Origin of the sequence: Pseudorhodoplanes sp. (genome assembly GCF_050250235.1) — a bacterium.
Classification (GTDB): Bacteria; Pseudomonadota; Alphaproteobacteria; order Rhizobiales; family Xanthobacteraceae; genus Pseudorhodoplanes.
Window position 1 is genome coordinate 66,999 of sequence record NZ_JBFWPA010000003.1, and the last position, 19,103, is coordinate 86,101.

The window sequence follows — 19,103 nt, forward strand, 5'->3', positions numbered from 1 at the left end:
CGTGCGCGTGCTGTTCCTGGCGCGGCTGTTTGCCGGCCTCAAGTCCGGACTGGCGAAAGGGCAATGGGAGCCAGGTGGGGTTCCTGCGATCTATCGCCTGATCGAGGGTCTTGCGGCGGACCGTGATGTTGACCTGCTGTCCGTGTTCTGCGTGAAGGAGCCGGATTCGCGTTTTCCGAAGCGATTGCGGCGGAATATTCCGGTCATCGGCGATACCGTCATCCTGCCATATGCCAGCCCATTCGGTGGCAGAGCGCGGCGCGTCACCGCCGCCCGAAACGAGGCCATGCATGCAGCGCGCATGCTTGCACTAGCGGCGCGCTTCAAGCCGGACGTGATCTACGCCAATTATACAAACATCCTGCCGGCGGCACTGCTGGCGCGTGCGGGTTATCGCGTCGTGCTGCGGCTGATGGGCGTGCAGTCGCATCACCGCGACATCGCCGCGGGCAAGGCGCCATTCTTCCGCTGGCAGATGCGGTCACCTTTCGCGCATGTCGTGTGTACCGAAGACGGCAGCGATCCGGCCGCACTGATCCCGAATCTGGTACGCGCCGAAACGCCTTGGACCGTACGGCTGAATGGCTGTGATGCGAAGCCGTTGCCTGCGGACCAGGTCCGCGCGTTTCGTAACGAAACCGGACTGGGCGAGCGGCCGGTGGTTCTGTTCCTTGGACGGCTCGAGCCCTACAAGGGTGCAGTCGAGTTTATCGAGGCGGCGATTGCGATGTTGCGGTCCATACCGGACGGCGCTGATGTCGTTGTGGTCGGCGATGGGCCGCTGCGGGACGAAATGGAAGCCCGCGTCAACGCGTCCGGAGTAATGGCCCGCATCCGGTTTGCCGGCGCGCAGCCGCATGCGCGCGTCAACCTGTTCCTCAATGCCGCCGATGTCTACGTCTCGACCAATATGTATGGCAACCTGTCGAACGCCAATCTCGAAGCGCTCGCGGCCGGCGCCTGCCTCGTGTTCCCGACCTCCGATCCGTTGCTGCCGCTCGATACCGTGACCGACCGGCTGCTCCCGCCCGGCACCGCTGCACGATACGCGCGCAATGAATTGCCCGCGTCGCTCGCAGATGCGCTCTGCCAACTGGTGCGATCCCCCGAGGAGATTGTGGCCCGGCGTGGGCAAACCGGTGCGCTGGCACAGCAGATCATCCGGCCCTGGTCGGACGTCGTGGCAAATGACATTGCACTTCTGAAATCCGTGGTTGCCCGAAGGCCGGATTTCGAGATCTGGGCAGAAACGAACCGAGCTTCAAAACGATGAAAGAGACGTTGGGTTTCGCACTATTGGGCTGCGGCCGCATCGCGCAGCGTTATTCCGATATCTTCGCAAATGATCAATTGCCCGGCGCGCGTCTTGTTGCGGTATGCGACGCGCAACGGTCGCGCGTGGACAAGCTCGCAGGACGGCACCAGGTTCCAGCCTATGTCGATCTCCGCGAGATGATGGAGGAGCGCAAGGCAGACATCGACATCGTTTGCGTACTCACCGAAAGCGGAAAGCACGCCGAGCACGCCATCGAACTTGCGCCATTCGGCAAGCATCTTGTGGTCGAGAAGCCGATGGCTCTGACGCTGGAAGATGCCGACCGGATGATCGCAGCCTGCGACCGGGCCGGCATCAAGCTGTTTATCGTCAAGCAGAATCGCTACAATCTTCCGGTCCGCAAACTGCGCGAAGCGCTCGATGCAAATCGTTTCGGCAAAATTGTCATGGGTACGACGCGCGTGCGCTGGTGCAGGCGACAGAACTATTACGATCAGGATGCCTGGCGGGGCACCTGGGCGTTTGATGGCGGCGTGTTCGCCAACCAGGCCAGCCATCACGTCGATCTGGTGCAATGGTGCCTAGGCCAGCCGGTTTCGGTCTATGCAACCGGCCGAACCGCGCTGGCGTCGAAAATCGAAGTCGAAGACACTGGTGTGGCAGTGGTGAATTTTGCGAGCGGAGCCATCGGTGTGATCGAGGCAACGACCGCCACCCGGCCGGTCGATCTGGAGGGATCTCTGTCGATTCTGGGCGAGCATGGGAGCGTCGTGATTGGCGGTTTTGCGGCGAACAAGCTGACCGACTGGAAATTCGAGCGGCCGGAGCCGGGGGACGACGAAGTCTTTGCGAACTTCAGCGAAAATCCGCCAAGTGTTTACGGATTTGGGCATATCGCCTATTTGCGGCATGTGGTCGATGCGGTGACGAACGGCGCGCCGTCGCTCGTGGACGGACTGGAGGGCCGCCGATCGCTAGAGCTCGTGATCGCGATTTACGAGTCGATGGCGACCGGCGAGGTGATCAAGATCGGTTACGGAAAGCCGCGCAGCCTGTTGGGACGCAAGCCATGACAGCATCGGTGCAGACTGTGCGGACAGCCGGCGCTTTGCCCATTCCGCTGGTCGACCTGAAGGCGCAATACGAGCGCTATCGGTCCGAACTGGACGCAGCCGTGCAGCGCGTCGCGTCCAACACGAGCTTCATCGGTGGTGCGGAGCACGACGCTTTCGCGCATGAATTCGCTGCCTGGTGTGGCGGCGGCTTCGTCGCGCTGGTTGGCAATGGGACCGATGCGCTGGAGCTTGCGGTGACCGAACTGCTCGGTGAGGGCGACGGATCGGGCGAGATCGTCACGACGAGCCACACCTTCGTCGCGACTGCGGAAGCGATCGCGAATGCCGGATATCGCCCGGTTTTTTGCGATATCGACGAACGCACCTGCCTGACGGCTCCTGACGCGATCGAGCGCGCCATCACCGACCGCACGCGCGCCATCATGCCGGTGCATCTTTACGGGCAGATGGTTGACATGCCGGCGATCCGCACAATCGCGGACAAGCATGGGCTGAAGGTGATCGAGGACGCCGCCCAGGCGCATGGTGCATCCTTTTCAGGCTTGCGCGTTGGAGAGCTCGGAGACGCCGCATGCTTCAGCTTTTTTCCCGGAAAGAATCTCGGCGCCTGGGGCGATGCCGGCGCAGTCCATGCTCGTGATCCGGCCCTGATCGATCGTATCAACCGGCGCGCAAACCACGGGCGGGCCGGAAAATATCTCCATGATTTTCAAGGGGTTAGTTCACGGCTCGATACGCTTCAGGCAGCTATTTTGAGGGTCAAGCTGCGCCATATCGATGCGTGGAACGTAGCGCGGCGCGAGGTTGCGTCTTGGTATGACGCGTTGCTGTCCGGCCACAACGGGATTGGGCGGCCCGTCACCGATTCACGCGCCACGCCGGTGTTTCATCTGTATGTGGTACAGATCGACGATCGCGACCGCGTGCGCGAAACACTGAACGCAGCCGGCATCGGTGCTGGTGTGCATTATCCGGTGCCGGTGCATGAGCAGCCTGCCTTCCGCCATCTGGGATACCGGCCGGATGATTTTCCGGTAACGAGCCGAGTCGCGAAGCGCGTGCTTTCGCTGCCGATCTATCCGGAAATCACGCGCCTTCAGGTCGAGCGCGTCGCATCCGCGCTGATTGAGGCGGTGCGCGCATGAGTTTCGTCGCGCACCCCACCGCAGAGATCTCGCCGGATGCGACGATCGGTGCCGGCACGCGGCTGTGGCAGCACTGCATCGTGTTGAAAGGCGCGCGCATCGGGCGCGACTGCAAGCTCGCGCACAATGTGTTCGTGGAGGGCGGTGTCTGGATCGGTGATCGGGTGGTGATCAAGGATAATGTCTGCCTCTACGACCGCATCGAGATCGCGGATGACGTATTTGTCGGTCCCAATGCGGTTTTCACCAATGTGCGAAATCCACGCGCGCATGTGTCGCGCAAGGATGTGTTCGAGGCGACGCGAATCGCGCGTGGGGTCACCATAGGCGCGAATGCCACGATCGTGTGCGGCAACGCGGTCGCGGACTACGCCATGATCGGCGCGGGATCGGTGGTGACCAAAGACGTTCCGGCCTATGCACTCATGGTCGGCAATCCGGCGCGACGGATCGGGTGGGTTTCCGCCGCGGGCGAAATCCTGAAGGGCGATCTGGTCTGTCCGCGCACCGGCGAGCGTTACAAGACCGAGGGCGATGCCCTTGTGCGCGTCTCCTGATCCCCATGCGGATCGTTTGTTTCCTGCCGGATTTCGGCGGCGGGGGGGCGCAGCGCACGCTGATCAATCTTGCTGCCTGTTTCCGCCAGGCCGGTCACGATGTGACACTTGCTGCCGCGCAGCGGGACGGCCCTGCACTGGCGTGGGTCGACCCGCAACTGCGCACCGTGCCGGTCGGGCGCGGCCAGTTGCGCAACGCGGTATTGCCGCTGGCGCGTCTGATCCGGCGGCAACGGCCCGAGGTGGTGCTCTCGTCCGTGCTGGATGCTAACGTCGTTGCGGTGGCGGCGCGCGCGCTGTCCGGTTCCCGCGAAACCAAGCTCGTCGTGCGCGAAACCAACAGTCACCGCGCGCGGGGCGATATCGGACGGCTTCGCCAGCAGCTGACGCGCTTCTCCTATCCGCGCGCGGATGCCGTCGTCGCCCTGTCCGAGGGCGTCCGTCAGGAACTGATCGCGGATTACGCGTTGCCGCCGGCTTCGGTGGTAACGATTCACAATCCCATCGAAGTTGACGCACTGAGCGCCGAGGCGAAGCTTGCACAGACGCCTCCGGTCGAAAAGAACGGCCCCTGGATCATCGGGGTCGGCCGCCTGATCCGCCAGAAGGGCTTCGACCGGCTGATCCGCGCGGTCGCGGATTTGAAGCGCCCCGAAATGCGGCTGGTGCTGGTGGGAGAGGGGCCGGATCGTGATGCGCTGGCGGCGAAGGCGCGCGATCTCGGTGTCACGCTTCACATGCCCGGCTTCGTGCGCCAGCCGGTACACTGGCTCGCGCACGCCGACGTTTTTGTGCTCTCGTCGCGCTGGGAGGGCTTTGGCCACGTGATTGTCGAGGCGATGGCGGCAGGCGCTCCGGTCGTCGCGTTCGACTGCCCGCACGGTCCGCGCGACATCATCGTCGATGGCGTCAACGGGCTGCTGGTATCGGATGGTGATCTGGCGGCGTTGAGCGGGGCGATGGCCGCACTGCTCGATGATCGCGATCTGGCGCGGCGGCTAAGCGCAGCCGCAATGGCCGATGCCGCCCGCTTCTCCAGCGCCCGCATCGCAGACTCGTATCTGAAACTCTTCTCAAGCCTGTAGAACGCGGATGGCAAAGCTCGAATATCTCCTTTCCCTGACGCCACGCGAAAGCTGGCGCGTGCTGCGGCATCGGCTTCCGGGGCTGCGGGGCGGTCCATCCTGGCAGCCGAACGAACTGATCTATTCCTCCAAGCATGGCCGCGGCATCCGCTTCGCCGAATTGCTGCTGCGGCAGGAGGCGGTTGTGCGGCGCGCGATGCCATGGGAGCCGCTCGATTTTGACGGCCGTCGCGTGGTGGAGATCGGCTGCGGTCCGCTCGGCGGCTTTGGACCTCTCGTCATTTTCTGCGGTGCCTCCTCGTTTGAAAGCGCGGAGCCGGAATGGGACCCGCAGCTTTTCGACAGCCCGGAAGTGGTCGAGAAGTACCACTTCATCTTCTATGCCGATCTCGTCGCGCTTTATGGCCCACGGATGGACTTCGCCGAATTTCGCAAACGATTGCGCGAACGCTTCACCATCCAGCGCTGCGGTTTTGAAAAGTTCGCGGCCGGCGGAGCGGCCGATATCGTGATCTCGCAATCCTGCCTGGAGCACGTCTTTCCCATCGAAGGCACGATGGACAAGCTCGCGGAGATTCAGACGTCGGCCACGCGCTTTCTGCATCTCGTCGATTTTGGCAATCATTATCCGACCGGCAATCCGCTCAACGGTCTCTACGAACAGCCGCCTGACGACTATATTGCCCGGCGCGGAAAGGCGATGAACCTGCTCCGCGCACCCGACATCGATGCCTTGTTCAGGAGCCGCAATATCGCGGCACGCGTGGTGCCGTCGCGCAACGTCAAGGAAACCTATCGCGGCACAGTCCATCCGTGGTGGCGCGAGCGCTATGACGACGCGGCATTGTTTACCCAGCTCGCGCTGGTTGCCGGTCCCGCATGACGCGGGTGATGCATGTCATCAGCGGGCTCGATACCGGGGGCGCCGAGGCATTTCTGGTGCAACTGGCCACGGCGCTGAAGCAGCGAGGCTTCTCGCAGGACGTGGTGAGCGTCACCGGCGCCGGCGCGCATGCGGCGGCCCTTCTGGCGGCAGGTATCCCCGTGCACTCGCTGAATGTCGGCTCGCTGGCAGGCGCCATGGCCGCGGTCGGCAGGCTTGCCGCCCTGGTCCGAAAGACAAGGCCGGACGTGATGCAGGGCTGGATGTATTACGGCGATCTGTTCGCCGCCCTGGCAAACCGCGTGGTTCCCGGCAAGCGGAGACTATACTGGAATCTGCGTGCTTCGGATACCATCGCAGGCGGTTATGGCCGGCTCGTCCGCATCAATGCGAGGCTCTCTGCCTGGCCAGACCTCGTCATCGCCAACTCGCGGACGGGTCTCGACTTCCATCTGAACCATGGATACCGACCGCGCCATTCGGACATAATCCCGAATGGCGTCAACACCGGCCGGTTTCGTCCCGATCCCGCCGATCGTACGGCGCTGCGCGCGGAATTCGGGCTCCCCGACGACGCCATCGTGGCGATCCATGTCGCGCGTCTGAACCCGATGAAGGATCATGCGAGTTTCCTCACGGCAATGCGGGCGTTGCCGCACCTTCACGGCCTGCTTGTCGGCGCCGGTACTGAAACCCTCGAACGGCCCGACAATGTGCTTGCACTCGGTTTGCGGACCGACATCGAGCGGCTTTACCGTTGCGCCGACATCGTGGTGTCGAGCTCGGCATTTGCCGAGGGCTTCTCCAATGTGCTTGCGGAAGGCATGAGCTCGGGCCTGATCCCCGTTGCGACCGACGTGGGCGACGCCCGGCTGATCGTGGGTGATGCCGGGCGGGTGGTGCCGATCCGCGATCCAGGTGCGCTTGCTCTGGCGCTCGCCGCCGAGGCGGCGCATCCCGACCGGGCGGAGCGTCAGGCGGCCGCCCGATCCCGCGTGGTGGAGAATTTCACCCTCGACCGTGCGGTCGATCGTTTCGCGGCGCGCTATCAGCAGGGTTCAAACCCCGCTGCCTTGCAGCTACGGGACCAAAATGGCTGACAAGATTGCACTCGTCCTCGGCGTCACAGGGCAGGATGGCGCCTATCTGTCCGAGTTGCTGCTCGCAAAGGGCTATGTGGTGCACGGCGTCAAGCGCCGGTCGTCCTCGCTGAACACGCAGCGCGTCGACCATCTCTACGAAGACCCGCATTTCGGCCACACCAATTTCTTTCTGCATTACGGCGACCTGACCGACGCCACCAATCTGATCCGACTGATCCAGGAAACCCAGCCGACCGAAATCTACAATCTCGGCGCCCAGAGCCATGTACAGGTGTCGTTCGAGACTCCGGAATATACCGCCAATGCCGATGCGCTGGGCCCGTTGCGCCTGCTTGAAGCCATCCGCATTCTGAAAATGGAAAGTCGCGTGCGGTTCTATCAGGCTTCCAGCTCGGAGCAATACGGCAACAGCCCGGCACCGCAGAACGAGACAACGCCGTTCGCACCGCGCAGCCCTTACGCCGCCGCGAAGCTCTATGCGTACTGGATGACCGTGAATTATCGCGAAGGCTACGGCATTTTCGCAAGCAACGGCATCCTGTTCAATCACGAGAGCCCGATCCGGGGCGAGACCTTCGTCACCCGCAAGATCACGCGCGCGGTCGCGGCGATCCACGCGGGGAAGCAGGACAAGCTGTTCATCGGCAATCTCGATGCACGGCGCGACTGGGGTCACGCGCGCGACTACGTCGAGGGCATGTGGCTGATCATGCAGCATCACAAGCCGGATGATTTCGTTCTCGCCACGGGCGAGGCCCATTCGGTTCGCGAACTCACCGAAAAGGCGTTCGCGGCCATCGGCCGTAGCCTCGTCTGGAAGGGCCAGGGTGCGGACGAGGTCGGCCTCGACGCTTCGACCGGCGCGGTGCTGGTTGCAATCGATACGCGGTATTTCCGTCCGACCGAGGTAAACAACCTTGTCGGTGATGCCAGCAAGGCGCGCCGCGATCTCGGCTGGAGCCACCGCACCAACTTCGATCAGTTGATCACGGAAATGGTGCAAAGCGATCTGCGGCTCCTGTCATGACGCCAGCGACCGATTACGACCTGACCGGGAAACGGGTCTTCGTTGCGGGTCATCGCGGGCTCGTCGGCTCGGCGCTGGCGCGGCGGCTGCAAAGTGAGGATTGCCGCATCCTGACGGCGACCCGTGCCGAACTTGATCTCCTGCGCCAGGACGCGGTCGAGGCATGGATGACCCGGCATCGACCGCAGGCGGTATTCGTGGCCGCGGCGCCGGTGGGTGGCATTCTGGCGAATGACTCGCGTCCTGCGGAATTCCTCTACGACAATCTCGTCATCGAAACGAACCTGATCGAGGCGTCGCGACGCGCCGGGGTCGAGAAGCTGATGTTCCTCGGTTCTTCCTGCATCTATCCGCGACTCGCGCCCCAGCCGATGAACGAGGACTCGCTTCTGACCGGTCCGCTTGAGCCGACCAACCAGTGGTACGCCGTTGCCAAGATCGCCGGCATCATGCTGTGCCGCGCCTATCGCCGGCAATATGGGTGCAACTACATCTCGGCGATGCCCACCAACCTGTATGGTCCCGGCGACAATTTCGATCTGCAGTCCAGCCATGTTGTGCCGGCGCTCATCGCCAAGGCGCATGCGGTGAAAATGCACAAGGCGAGCGAGCTTTCAGTCTGGGGATCGGGCGCTCCGTTGCGCGAATTCATGTATGTCGATGACCTTGCCGACGCGCTCGTGTTCCTGATGCGGCATTACAACGCCGAGGAGCACATCAATGTCGGTGTCGCCGAGGAGGTAACCACCAGGCAGCTTGCGATCGAGATCGCCCGCGCGGTCGGGGTGGAGGCGGCCTTGCGTTTCGATTCCTCCAAGCCCGATGGCACGCCGCGCAAGCTGATGGACTCCCAGCGCCTGTTTGCGATGGGCTGGCGGCCGCAGACCTCTCTCGCGGATGGTCTGCGCAGGACCTACGCATGGTACCGGGAAAACATGGTGGCCGAGCCGGATCGTGCCGCTGCCACCCACACCTGATCAGGATATTCCGAAGACGCGGTTGCGGCGCTCATGAGGCTCCGGGCTTTGCCCGGCGCTTCCGCCAGTCGCGCAGCAGGACGAAACCGGCGCCCGTGAGAAGGCAAAGTGCGGGCTCGACCGGCAGCCGGTATTTCGGCGAGGCGACCGGGCCGTTCACGGCCAGGATGAACGAGACCCAGAGGACGGCGAGAAGGGCCGCCGCCGGGGCGACGCGGGCAACCGCCACGAGCCCGATCAGTTGCAGCAGCCTGACAAGCGCGACGCCCGCGACGCCAAGCAGCAGGACCCACGCGTAGATCCGGTTGTCGGAGCGGAACATGAAGTTGACTACCTTCTCGACGATGTGCGCGCCAGGGGTGGCATAGAATCCGGTCCGGGGCAGTTGAGCGACCGGCGGTGACAGAATGATCGCCGGTGCCGCGAGGTTGATGACTGCACCGGTCACCCAGGCCTTGACGATTGCCGCGTAGCCGAGTTCGCCCAGTGCCTCGCGGCCGACTTCTGCGGTGAGACGCGATGCCTCGAACGGGTTCTTCGGCATGTCGGGATATTTCGCCTTGACCCGCTTGCTCATGGCTTCCGATGTCCGTTCCCAGGGCGTCCCGTCCTTGGCTTCCTTGACCAGCGGCACGACCCAATAGGCGAGGTGAACGCCGCCCTGCGAGGTCAGGGCAAACGCTCCGTGCTCGAAGACGTTGCGGCTGATGACCGGTACGACACACGACACCGTTAATGCTGCGATGACTGCCGCATGCGCGAGATGACGAAGCGCGAAGGTCCTCCGAAAGAACACCACACCCAGAAGAAACACGATGAGTACGGGCAGCCACGGCAGGATCAGGATGCGGGTGAGGGCCGCTCCGCCGATGCCGATCCCGATGATCAGCGCCGAGCCGAGTGACGGGGCGCGCAACCATCGCAGCGACCCGAACAGCATGATCGCCACGAACAGCAGAAATGGCGTGTCGGTATAGACGAGCCCCGACAGGACGATCTGGGTCGGGTTGAGCGCCGCGGCGATCCCGGCCGGCAACGCAAAGCGACCGGAGACCATTGCCGCCATGGCGTAGACGAACAGACAGGTCACGGCGTCGATCACGCCTTGCGTCAGCACATAGGCGAAGGCGCCCTTGTCGCCGAATGCCATGACATTGAGCGCGAGCAGCCAGGAAAATACCGGCATGGTGGATCGGTCGGTACCCAGCCATTGCGCGGCCTGCAGGGTGCCGGCCGAAAGGTGCTCCACCATCCGCCGCGCATCCGACATGTATCCGTGACCGTCCGCGGAGATGATGCCGCTGTCACCCATCGCCGCGTAGACGCCGAGCGCGTAGGTCCAGCGGATTGCCAGCGCAAACAGGAAGAGCCACAGCAGCGGCAGGAAGTCGGTTGCGCCATTCCGGGAGCCGAAGCGCATTGGTAAGGCGGTCATCGGCAATGCCTCAGAACGCCTTGAGCTTCATGAAGGCGAAGCCGACCATCCGCAGCAGCAGCCAGCCGTCGCGAAACCGCGAAATCTGCGTCTCTCCGTAGACGCGGGCGCCGTAATGGACCGGCACCTCGACGATCTTGAGATTCTGCTTCGCCGCACCGAAGATCAGATCGAAATCTCCGAAGGGATCGAACTCACCGAAATAGTCGCGCCCGCGTGCGATCGCCTCGTAATGCTTGCGGCTCATGGCCTTGGTACCGCACAGCGTGTCGCTGAAACGCTGATTGACGAGATAGCTGAACACCCCGGCGAAAAAGCGATTGGCGAGGAAATTGAGCGGGCGCATCGCCTCGTCATCCATCGGATAGACGAGGCGCGTGCCGTTCACAAAATCGGCCTTGCCGCATTCGATCGCGGCGTGAAATTTTGGCAGCGCTTCCGGCGGCATGGTGAGGTCGGCGTCGAGGATCATCAGAATGTCGCCCGAAGCATGGGCGAAGGCCTTGCGCACGGCGTCGCCCTTGCCGCGGCCGTCCTGCTTCAGCACCTTGATGTCGTGGGTGCCGGAATAGGCCTGCTGCACGCGCAGGCATTCCTCGAAAGTGCCGTCGCTGGAATTGCCTTCGACATAGATGATTTCCTGCGACTTGCCGAAGGGCGGCAGGCGCTTGATCGCGGTCTCGATATTGCCGCGCTCGTTGCGGCAGGGGATGACGATGCTGGCCGACATGTCGGCCGGGCGCTTCGCGGTCCTTGAGCGCGCGACCACATAGGTGCGCAGGCACAGCCGCCGGATTCCGGGGATCGGCGCGACGAAGCGGTTGATCAAGGTTCCGAGGCCGAGCAGGCGCCGCGGCACCAATTGCCGGTAATCCATCTTGATCGGCTCGAAATCGGCGAGATCGAGGATGTTCAGGAAATCGGTGGTGTTGAGATAGTTGGTCGGCGGCTGCGGCATTTTCAGCCCGACCCATTCCGCGACCTTCAGCAGCGGTTCCCAGAGCTGGGAATAATAGGCGATGATGATCCGGGTGTCCGGGCCGCAAAGCGGCTGCAATTGCCGAAGCGCGGTTTCGATATCGTCCAGCATGCCGACGGTGTCGGACAGGATGATGTAATCGAATGGCCCGTCGATGCCGCCGATGACGGCTTCGTCTTCCACATCGCCGACCACGAAGGCGAGTTGGGGATAGAGCCGCTGGGCCTGCTCGACCATGGCCGGGCTGATGTCGATACCGACCCCGCGAGACGGCTCCAGTTCGGCCAGCAGGTCGCCGTTGCCGCAACCGAGATCGAGCACGCGCACGCCCTTCGGAATCAGGAACTTCATGTAGTTGCGGTCGTCGCGATAGAAGGCGCGGTTGCGGGCGATCCAGTGCTGGCGCTGGCCTGCGATCTTGTTGGCGTGATCGAGGATCGCGGCCTTGCGCATTTGCGCGCGGGCCAGCGCGCTGCCGGGAATGTCCGTCGCGGTCACGATTGCGGCGCCTTTCGGAATGCGAGGGCGCGGCTGCGAAACGTGGCTGCCAGCGCGATCGCACCGCAGAACAGCCCGACCGCGGACGTCAGAAGCCCGAAGGCGATGGAAAGCGCGACGCCCGAGGCGGGCGCAATCCCGATCAGCGCGAACAGAGCCGCGCTCAGCGCCTCGCGGACACCCCATCCGCCGACCGAGATCGGTACCGCCGAGTAGACGATGATGGGCGCGGACAGCGCGAACATCTCCCAATAGCCGATGCCGAGTTCAAGCTGCCGCGCGAGGATGTAGAAGCTGCCGGCCGAAAGCGCGTGGCCGATCAGCGAGATCGCGATCACGAGCGCGGTGAGCCCGGGCATGCGGCGCAGCCGCTCCATCAGGGAGGCGAGTTCGAGAAACGGGCGCACGATGCGAAACCGGGAGAAGCGCACGAACATGCGGCCAAGAATATCGAGCGCGACGAGCCCGATCACAAAAGCCGGCAGCAGGCCGACCAGCGCGAGCACGATCAGCGGATGGCGGCTGGTTTCCGGCAGCAGGAACAACCCTGTGGCGGAGGCCATGGCGAGGGCACAAAGCGCCACCAGCCGGTCGCTCGCAACGCCGACGAATGCGTGGGTCGGACTCGCGCCGCTTGCCATGGCGCGGACCATCCGGGTGCCGTCGCTGACGATCAGGCTCGGCAGGAACGCGTTCACGAATGCCGCTTCGAGATAGCCGCGCGTGGCTTCGCGAAACGGCAGGGGCGTGGGTGTCAGCCGCGTGATCAGCATCCAGCGCAGCGCGCACAGCACGACCTGCGCCAGCAGCAGGGCGGCGGCGAACAGCGCGGCCGAAAGACCGATCTTGCGCAGGCCCTGGCTGACCTGGTGGATGTCGACGAAGTGCAAGGTGATGCTCAGGAGTGCCGCCGCGACCGCGACCGTAAGCGCCAGTTCGAACAGCCGCCGGCGTGTGGGACCGCGGGCGGTTGGGGCGGCATCGCTCGGTGTGTCGATACGCATGCAGGCTTCTGATCCGACGGAACGCCTGCTAGAGGATGGCGCTGAAGCGAAATCGCTCGCAGGCCGTCTCGGGCAGGCGGGCGGGACTGGAACAATGGCGATGCCACGCCGTCAAGCCTTTTCGAGGGGCGGACTGGAACCGTGATGCCGGAGGCTGGAGGGCAATCCGCGATCGAGGGACCGGTGCTGGTCTATCTCGTGACCGAGGACTGGTACTTCATCTCGCACCGGTTGCCGATGGCGCTTGCGGCGCAACGCGCGGGCTATCAGGTCCATGTCGCGACCCGCGTGCAGGCACATGGCGCGCAGATCGAGGGGCGCGGATTTACCCTGCATCCTCTCGACTGGAAGCGCGGCTCGACCAATCCGCTGAACGTCGCCTCGATCGTGCGGCAGGTGCGCGGTCTGTATCGCCGGCTCAAGCCAGACATCGTGCATCACGTCGCGTTGCAGCCGTCCATCATCGGCTCGCTTGCGGCGGTTGGGCTTCCGCCGAGGCGGCTGAATGCGCTGGCGGGACTTGGCTTCGTGTTCACGTCGCGCAGCGCGAGCGCGCTTGCCATGCGTCCGGTGCTGACCGCGCTGGCGCGGCTTCTGTTCAACAATCCGCGCGCGGCGGTGCTGGTCCAGAATCCGGACGATCGTGACGCGGTGCGAATGCTCGGGGTGGCCGCGGAGCGCGTGAATCTGATCCCCGGCTCCGGCATCGACACCGACACGATGCTGCCCTTGCCGGAACCCGAAGGCGAGGTCACCGCGGCCTTTGTCGGACGCCTGCTCGACGACAAGGGGGTGCGACCGCTAGTCGAGGCGCATGCGCTGCTGATGGCACATGGCGAGCGGGTGCGGCTCCTGATTGCGGGCGACCGCGACCCGGCCAACCCGGCCTCGATTCCGGTCGCGGAAATCGAGGGCTGGAAGACCCGGCCGAACCTCGAATTGCTGGGGAATGTCTCTGGCATCGAGAAGGTCTGGGCGCGCGCGCATATCGCGGTGCTGCCCTCGCGCCGGGAGGGGCTGCCCAAGAGTCTGCTGGAAGCGGCGGCGTTCGGCCGTCCGATCGTGGCGACCGACGTCCCCGGTTGCCGGGAGATCGCGCGGCATGGGGTCAATGCGTTCCTGGTGCCGCCGGACGATCCGGTGGCGCTTGCGGATGCGATCGCGGTGCTTGCGCGCGACAAGGCGTTGCGGTTGAAACTTGGCCGTGAGGGGCGGCACATGGCTGAGACTGAATTCTCAAGCGCCCGCATTGGGCAGGAAATCCTCGCGCTTTACGACCGGCTCATTGAGGGACCCCCGCGACTATTGCGGCCCGTCGCGGCAGCCAGCTAAAGAGGCCGCGCGTTCAATTTGAAGGGGCTTCACATCGTGGCGAACCGCCGCAAGATCGCCGTGATCGGTCTTGGCTATGTCGGGCTTCCGGTCGCGGTGTCGTTTGCCCGTGCCGGCATCCCGGTTGTGGGCTTTGACATCGATCTGCGCCGGATCGCGGAATTGCAGGCGGGCCACGACCGCACCCGGGAGGTCGCGCCCGCCGATCTTGCGATCCGCACGCTGTCACTCGCGAGTGACGCCGCGCAACTGAAGGGCGCGGACTTCTTTATCGTGACGGTTCCGACGCCGATCGACCAGGCCAACCGGCCTGATCTGCGCGCGCTGTTCGGGGCGTCCGAAACGGTAGGCAGGACGATGCCGAAGGGCGCGATCGTGGTTTACGAATCCACGGTCTATCCCGGCTGCATCGAGGAGGATTGCGTGCCGGTGCTGGAGCGAGCGTCGGGCTTGCGGGCGGGGCAGGATTTCTCGGTTGGCTACTCACCCGAGCGCATCAACCCTGGCGACACCAGGCATCGCTTCGAGACCATCACCAAGGTGGTGGCCGGCCAGGATGAAGCGACGCTCGATATTGTCGCGCAAGTCTACGGCTCGGTCGTCACCGCCGGCATCCATCGCGCTCCGTCGATCAAGGTTGCGGAAGCGGCGAAGGTGATCGAGAATACCCAGCGCGATCTGAACATCGCATTCATGAACGAATTATCCGCGATCTGCCATCGGCTCGGCATCGATACTGGTGACGTTCTCGCCGCCGCCGGCACCAAATGGAATTTCCAGCGCTTCTACCCTGGCCTGGTGGGCGGACATTGCATCGGCGTCGATCCCTATTACCTGACCTATCGCGCCGAACGGGCGGGCTATCATCCCGAAGTCATCCTCGCCGGGAGGCGGATCAACGACAATGTCGGCCAGCGGGTGGCGCTTGCCTGTGTGCAGGCACTGTTCAGGCGTCAGCGGGTCAACGCGGTCGTCACAATTCTCGGCATGACCTTCAAGGAAAATGTGCCCGACACCCGCAATTCCAAGGTGGCCGATATCGTCCGCGAACTGGCCGCTGCCGGTGTTGTGGTGCAGGTCCATGATCCGCTGGCTTCGGCCGAGGAGGCCAAACATGAATACGGGATCGCGCTGATGACCATGAGCGAACTGGAGGCGGCCGATGCGGTCGTGCTTGCGGTTGCGCACGAGGATTATGTGCATGGCGGCTGGCCGCTGATCGGCAGTCTGTTGCGCGGCGGCGAAGGCCTGGTATTCGACGTCAAGTCCATCCTCGACCGCGGGTCAAAGCCTGCATCCATCGAATTGTGGCGCTTGTGATGAACGGACCCATCCTCGTCACCGGCGCAGCCGGCTTCATCGGGTTTCACGTTGCGCGCAGGCTGCTGTCCCAGGGGCACCGTGTTGTGGGCGTCGATAACCTGACGCCGTATTACGATCCCGCACTGAAGGAAGCGCGGCTTGCCGAACTGGTGAAGTCAGATCATTTTGAATTCAACAAGCTGGATCTCGCCGACCGCGAAGCGGCGCCCGCGCTGTTTCGCGAATACCGGTTTCCCCATGTCGTGCACCTCGCCGCCCAGGCCGGCGTGCGACATTCGATCACGCATCCGGAAGCCTATGTCGACGCCAACCTGCAGGGCTTTGCCAACGTGCTGGAAGGCTGCCGCCACAATGCCTGCCGGCATCTCATATTTGCGTCGTCGTCGTCTGTCTACGGCGCCAATACCAGCCTGCCGTTCCGCGTGAGCGACAATGTCGACCATCCGATCTCGATGTATGCGGCGAGCAAGAAGGCCAATGAACTGATGGCGCATTCCTACGCGCATCTGTTCCGGCTGCCGGTAACCGGCTTGCGGTTCTTCACGGTTTATGGCCCGTGGGGACGGCCGGATATGGCGATGTGGATTTTCGCGCAGTCGATCCTTTCCGGGAAGCCGATTGCGCTGTTCAACCACGGCAACATGCGCCGCGACTTCACCTATGTCGACGACGTCGTGGAATCGGTCGTGCGTCTGATTGATCGGCCCGCGGCGCCCGATCCGAACTGGTCGGGCAATGATCCCGATCCGGCGACGAGTTCGGCACCTTACCGAATCTACAATATCGGCAACAATCGGCCGGTCGAATTGCTGCACGTCGTCTCCGAACTGGAGAAGTGCCTCGGGCGCAAGGCGGAGCGTAACCTGATGCCGATGCAGCCTGGCGACGTGCCGGAAACCTATGCCGATGTGGACGATCTGATGCGCGACGTGGGATTCCGGCCCTCGACCCCGATAGAAGCCGGCATCCGCAATTTTGTTGACTGGTATCGCAAGTACACGGGAACTTAAGACCGCCGTGCTCTAACCGTTGCAGTGGAACTTGCGATGCGCCTTAAGCCCTCATGAACCAAACGGCCTCATCCAGTCATATCGTTCCGCTTGTGATGTGCGGTGGTGCCGGCACGCGGCTGTGGCCGTCGTCGCGCGAGGGCCGGCCGAAGCAGTTCCTGCCGCTGCTGGGTCCGCGCTCGACCTTCCAGGAGACCATGCTGCGGGTCGCGGATGCTTCGGTATTCGGCCGGCCGATCGTCATCACCAATACCCGATACCGGTTCGTCGTGAAGGATCAGCTCGCGGAGATCGGCGTTGACGCCGACATCCTGCTGGAGCCGATCCGCCGTGATTCCGGACCCGCCATTGCCGCAGGCGCCGCCTTTGGCGTCCGGCGCGACGGCAATCCGGTGATGATGGCGCTGGCGGCGGATCACGTCGTGACCGATGCGGCCGCGTTCGTTGCGGCCTGCCGCGAGGCGGCGGACGCCGCGCTGCAGGGACGGATCGTGACTTTCGGCGTGAAACCGGACCGGCCGGCCACCGAATACGGCTATATCCGCCCCGGTGCGCGGATCGGCGGTGAGGTGTTCGCGGTCGACCAGTTCGTCGAGAAGCCGGATGCCGAGACCGCCGGGCGCCATATCGCGGAGGGCTATCTCTGGAATTCCGGCAATTTCATTTTTGCAGCGGACGACCTGCTGGCCGAATACGCCGCGTTCGAGGCCGGGACGGTGGAGGCTGCGAGAGAAGCGATCGAGGCGGCGGGCAGCGACCTCGGCTTTGTCACCATCGATCCGGGACATTTCTCGCGGGCGCGGCCGATCTCGATCGACTATGCGGTGATGGAGAAAACCACGCGAGCCGCGGTGATCCCGGTGTCCTATGGCTGGTCCGATGTCGGTTCTTGGCATGCGGTGTGGGAATTGTCGCCGCATGATGGCAACGGCAATGCCGGTCAGGGCCATGCGGTGTTCGTCGATACTTACAATTCCTTTGCCTCCTCGGAGAAGCCGCTGGTGGCCTTGTTCGGGGTGCGCGACCTTGTGGTGGTGGCGAGCGAGGACGCGGTGCTGATCGCCGACCGCGCGCATACGGCGCAGATGAAGCGGCTGGTGAGCAGGCTGAAAGAGGTGGCGCCATCGGTGACCGAGGATCACCTGCGGGTGCACCGGCCCTGGGGGAATTATCAGTCGCTCGACCACGGCGCGCGCTATCAGGTGAAGCGGATCGTGGTGAAGCGCGGCGGCCGGCTGTCGCTGCAATATCACAACCACCGGGCGGAGCATTGGGTGGTGGTGCGCGGCACCGCACGCGTGACGATCGGCGATGCGGTCACGACGCTGCACGAGAACCAGTCGGTCTATATTCCGATGGGCACCTCGCACCGGCTGGAAAATCCCGGCATGATCGATCTGGAACTGATCGAGGTCCAGACCGGCTCCTATCTCGGCGAGGACGATATCGTCCGCATCGAGGATGATTACCGGCGGTCGTGATCCGGGTCGCTATCCGGGTGCGCCAGGGCGCGAATCCGGAACGAAGCGCACAATCCTTTGCCTATCGGCCGCCTGGGCGCTATGGATTCCCGGTTCGCCCGCTTCCGCTTTGCGCCTGCGGGCGCCCCGGAATGACGGAGAGCGTCATGGCGATCAAACTCGGCGACCTCAAGGTCAAGCTGTTCACCGACGGCGCGGAGAAAGCGCAGATTGTGGAGATGGCGAAGAACGGATGGATCGCCGGCTTCACCACCAATCCGTCATTGCTGAAGAAGGCCGGTGTGAAGGATTACGAAGCCTATGCACGCGACCTGGTTGCCGCGGTGCCCGACCGGCACATCTCTTTCGAGGTCTTCTCCGACGACATTCCGGAGATGGTGGCACAGGGCCGCGTAATCGCGTCATGGGGGCCGAATGTCTATCTGAAACTTCCGGTCACCACGACGCGCAAGGAACCGTTGTTTGATGCGGTGCGCGCGCTGTCGTCGGAGGGCGTGAAAATCAACATGACGGCAATTTTCACCGCCGACCAGGTCGGCAAGGCGATGGCTGCGCTGCGTGGCGGCGCGCCGGCCTGTGTCTCGGTCTTTGCCGGGCGGCTCGCCGATTTCGGGATCGACTATGCGCCCCTGATGCGCGACGCGATCGCCCAGGCGCGCGAGACGGAAAATGTAGAGATCATCTGGGCCTCGACCCGGGAGGTCTACAATGTCATCGAGGCCGATCGGATGGGCTGCCATATCATCACCGCACCCGCCGATGTGCTGAAGAAGCTGCCGGCGCTGGGCAGCAAGACGCCCGAGGAATTGTCGGTGGGCGCGGTGCAGGCCTTCCGGGAAGATGCGCTGGCGGCCGGATTGCGGCTCGACCTTGGCGGGCGGGCGGCGGCGGAATAGCCTTTGGGTGTCGCCG

17 protein-coding genes are annotated in these 19,103 nt (G+C 63.9%); 14 read left to right on the forward strand and 3 right to left on the reverse strand.

The window, feature by feature from the left end; genetic code table 11:
• Window position 1 precedes the first annotated feature (1 nt).
• The 9 genes from AB7F49_RS02575 to AB7F49_RS02615 are packed head-to-tail and all read left to right on the forward strand — an operon-like array spanning window position 2 to window position 9,129.
• Window positions 2–1,273 (forward strand): glycosyltransferase family 4 protein, encoded by a 1,272-nt coding sequence (locus tag AB7F49_RS02575; protein ID WP_428520005.1) that lies wholly within the window; start codon window positions 2–4, stop codon window positions 1,271–1,273.
• Window positions 1,270–2,349 carry a Gfo/Idh/MocA family protein gene (locus AB7F49_RS02580; protein ID WP_428520007.1) on the forward strand — a complete coding sequence of 360 codons (1,080 nt, stop codon included), beginning with the start codon at window positions 1,270–1,272 and terminating at the stop codon, window positions 2,347–2,349. Before AB7F49_RS02575 ends, AB7F49_RS02580 begins: the two co-directional genes overlap by 4 nt.
• On the forward strand, window positions 2,346–3,497 hold the full coding sequence (locus AB7F49_RS02585) for a DegT/DnrJ/EryC1/StrS family aminotransferase (RefSeq protein WP_428520009.1): 1,152 nt from the start codon (window positions 2,346–2,348) through the stop codon (window positions 3,495–3,497). The genes AB7F49_RS02580 and AB7F49_RS02585 overlap by 4 nt, the downstream gene beginning before the upstream one ends.
• A complete protein-coding gene (locus AB7F49_RS02590; RefSeq protein ID WP_428520011.1) occupies window positions 3,494–4,054 on the forward strand; it encodes an acyltransferase in 561 nt (186 codons plus the stop codon). The genes AB7F49_RS02585 and AB7F49_RS02590 overlap by 4 nt, the downstream gene beginning before the upstream one ends.
• Before the next feature lie 5 nt (window positions 4,055–4,059).
• Window positions 4,060–5,139 (forward strand): glycosyltransferase, encoded by a 1,080-nt coding sequence (locus tag AB7F49_RS02595; protein WP_428520013.1) that lies wholly within the window; start codon window positions 4,060–4,062, stop codon window positions 5,137–5,139.
• Between the two features lie 7 nt (window positions 5,140–5,146).
• Window positions 5,147–6,022, forward strand: a complete 876-nt coding sequence (locus AB7F49_RS02600; protein WP_428520015.1) for a hypothetical protein — start codon at window positions 5,147–5,149, stop codon at window positions 6,020–6,022.
• The gene (locus AB7F49_RS02605) at window positions 6,019–7,122 is read left to right on the forward strand and encodes a glycosyltransferase (RefSeq protein ID WP_428520017.1); all 1,104 of its coding nucleotides are present in this window, start codon (window positions 6,019–6,021) and stop codon (window positions 7,120–7,122) included. Before AB7F49_RS02600 ends, AB7F49_RS02605 begins: the two co-directional genes overlap by 4 nt.
• Window positions 7,115–8,152, forward strand: a complete 1,038-nt coding sequence (gmd, locus tag AB7F49_RS02610) for a GDP-mannose 4,6-dehydratase (RefSeq protein WP_428520019.1) — start codon at window positions 7,115–7,117, stop codon at window positions 8,150–8,152. Before AB7F49_RS02605 ends, gmd begins: the two co-directional genes overlap by 8 nt.
• Window positions 8,149–9,129 carry a GDP-L-fucose synthase family protein gene (locus AB7F49_RS02615; protein WP_428520021.1) on the forward strand — a complete coding sequence of 327 codons (981 nt, stop codon included), beginning with the start codon at window positions 8,149–8,151 and terminating at the stop codon, window positions 9,127–9,129. Before gmd ends, AB7F49_RS02615 begins: the two co-directional genes overlap by 4 nt.
• Window positions 9,130–9,160: 31 nt before the next feature.
• Here AB7F49_RS02615 and AB7F49_RS02620 read toward each other — a convergent pair whose 3' ends face one another.
• Genes AB7F49_RS02620 through AB7F49_RS02630 form a run of 3 tightly spaced genes read right to left on the reverse strand, consistent with a single transcriptional unit; the run spans window position 9,161 to window position 13,045 of the window.
• On the reverse strand, window positions 9,161–10,564 hold the full coding sequence (locus tag AB7F49_RS02620) for an ArnT family glycosyltransferase (protein ID WP_428520023.1): 1,404 nt from the start codon (window positions 10,562–10,564) through the stop codon (window positions 9,161–9,163).
• Window positions 10,565–10,574: 10 nt separating this feature from the next.
• Window positions 10,575–12,041, reverse strand: coding sequence for a glycosyltransferase (locus AB7F49_RS02625; RefSeq protein ID WP_428520025.1), 1,467 nt, complete (start codon window positions 12,039–12,041; stop codon window positions 10,575–10,577).
• Window positions 12,038–13,045 carry a lysylphosphatidylglycerol synthase transmembrane domain-containing protein gene (locus AB7F49_RS02630; protein WP_428520026.1) on the reverse strand — a complete coding sequence of 336 codons (1,008 nt, stop codon included), beginning with the start codon at window positions 13,043–13,045 and terminating at the stop codon, window positions 12,038–12,040. The genes AB7F49_RS02625 and AB7F49_RS02630 overlap by 4 nt, the downstream gene beginning before the upstream one ends.
• A gap of 144 nt (window positions 13,046–13,189) precedes the next feature.
• Here AB7F49_RS02630 and AB7F49_RS02635 point away from each other — a divergent pair, with 144 nt between their 5' ends.
• From AB7F49_RS02635 to AB7F49_RS02655, 5 genes are all read left to right on the forward strand, one after another.
• Window positions 13,190–14,377, forward strand: a complete 1,188-nt coding sequence (locus AB7F49_RS02635) for a glycosyltransferase family 4 protein (RefSeq protein WP_428520028.1) — start codon at window positions 13,190–13,192, stop codon at window positions 14,375–14,377.
• Between the two features lie 36 nt (window positions 14,378–14,413).
• Window positions 14,414–15,697: a nucleotide sugar dehydrogenase gene (locus AB7F49_RS02640; protein WP_428520030.1), complete on the forward strand. Its 1,284-nt coding sequence runs from the start codon at window positions 14,414–14,416 to the stop codon at window positions 15,695–15,697.
• Window positions 15,694–16,710 carry an NAD-dependent epimerase gene (locus AB7F49_RS02645; protein WP_428520032.1) on the forward strand — a complete coding sequence of 339 codons (1,017 nt, stop codon included), beginning with the start codon at window positions 15,694–15,696 and terminating at the stop codon, window positions 16,708–16,710. The genes AB7F49_RS02640 and AB7F49_RS02645 overlap by 4 nt, the downstream gene beginning before the upstream one ends.
• 53 nt (window positions 16,711–16,763) lie before the next feature.
• Window positions 16,764–18,191 (forward strand): mannose-1-phosphate guanylyltransferase/mannose-6-phosphate isomerase, encoded by a 1,428-nt coding sequence (locus AB7F49_RS02650; protein ID WP_428520034.1) that lies wholly within the window; start codon window positions 16,764–16,766, stop codon window positions 18,189–18,191.
• A gap of 146 nt (window positions 18,192–18,337) precedes the next feature.
• On the forward strand, window positions 18,338–19,087 hold the full coding sequence (locus AB7F49_RS02655) for a transaldolase family protein (RefSeq protein WP_428520036.1): 750 nt from the start codon (window positions 18,338–18,340) through the stop codon (window positions 19,085–19,087).
• The last annotated feature ends 16 nt before the right edge of the window (window positions 19,088–19,103 follow it).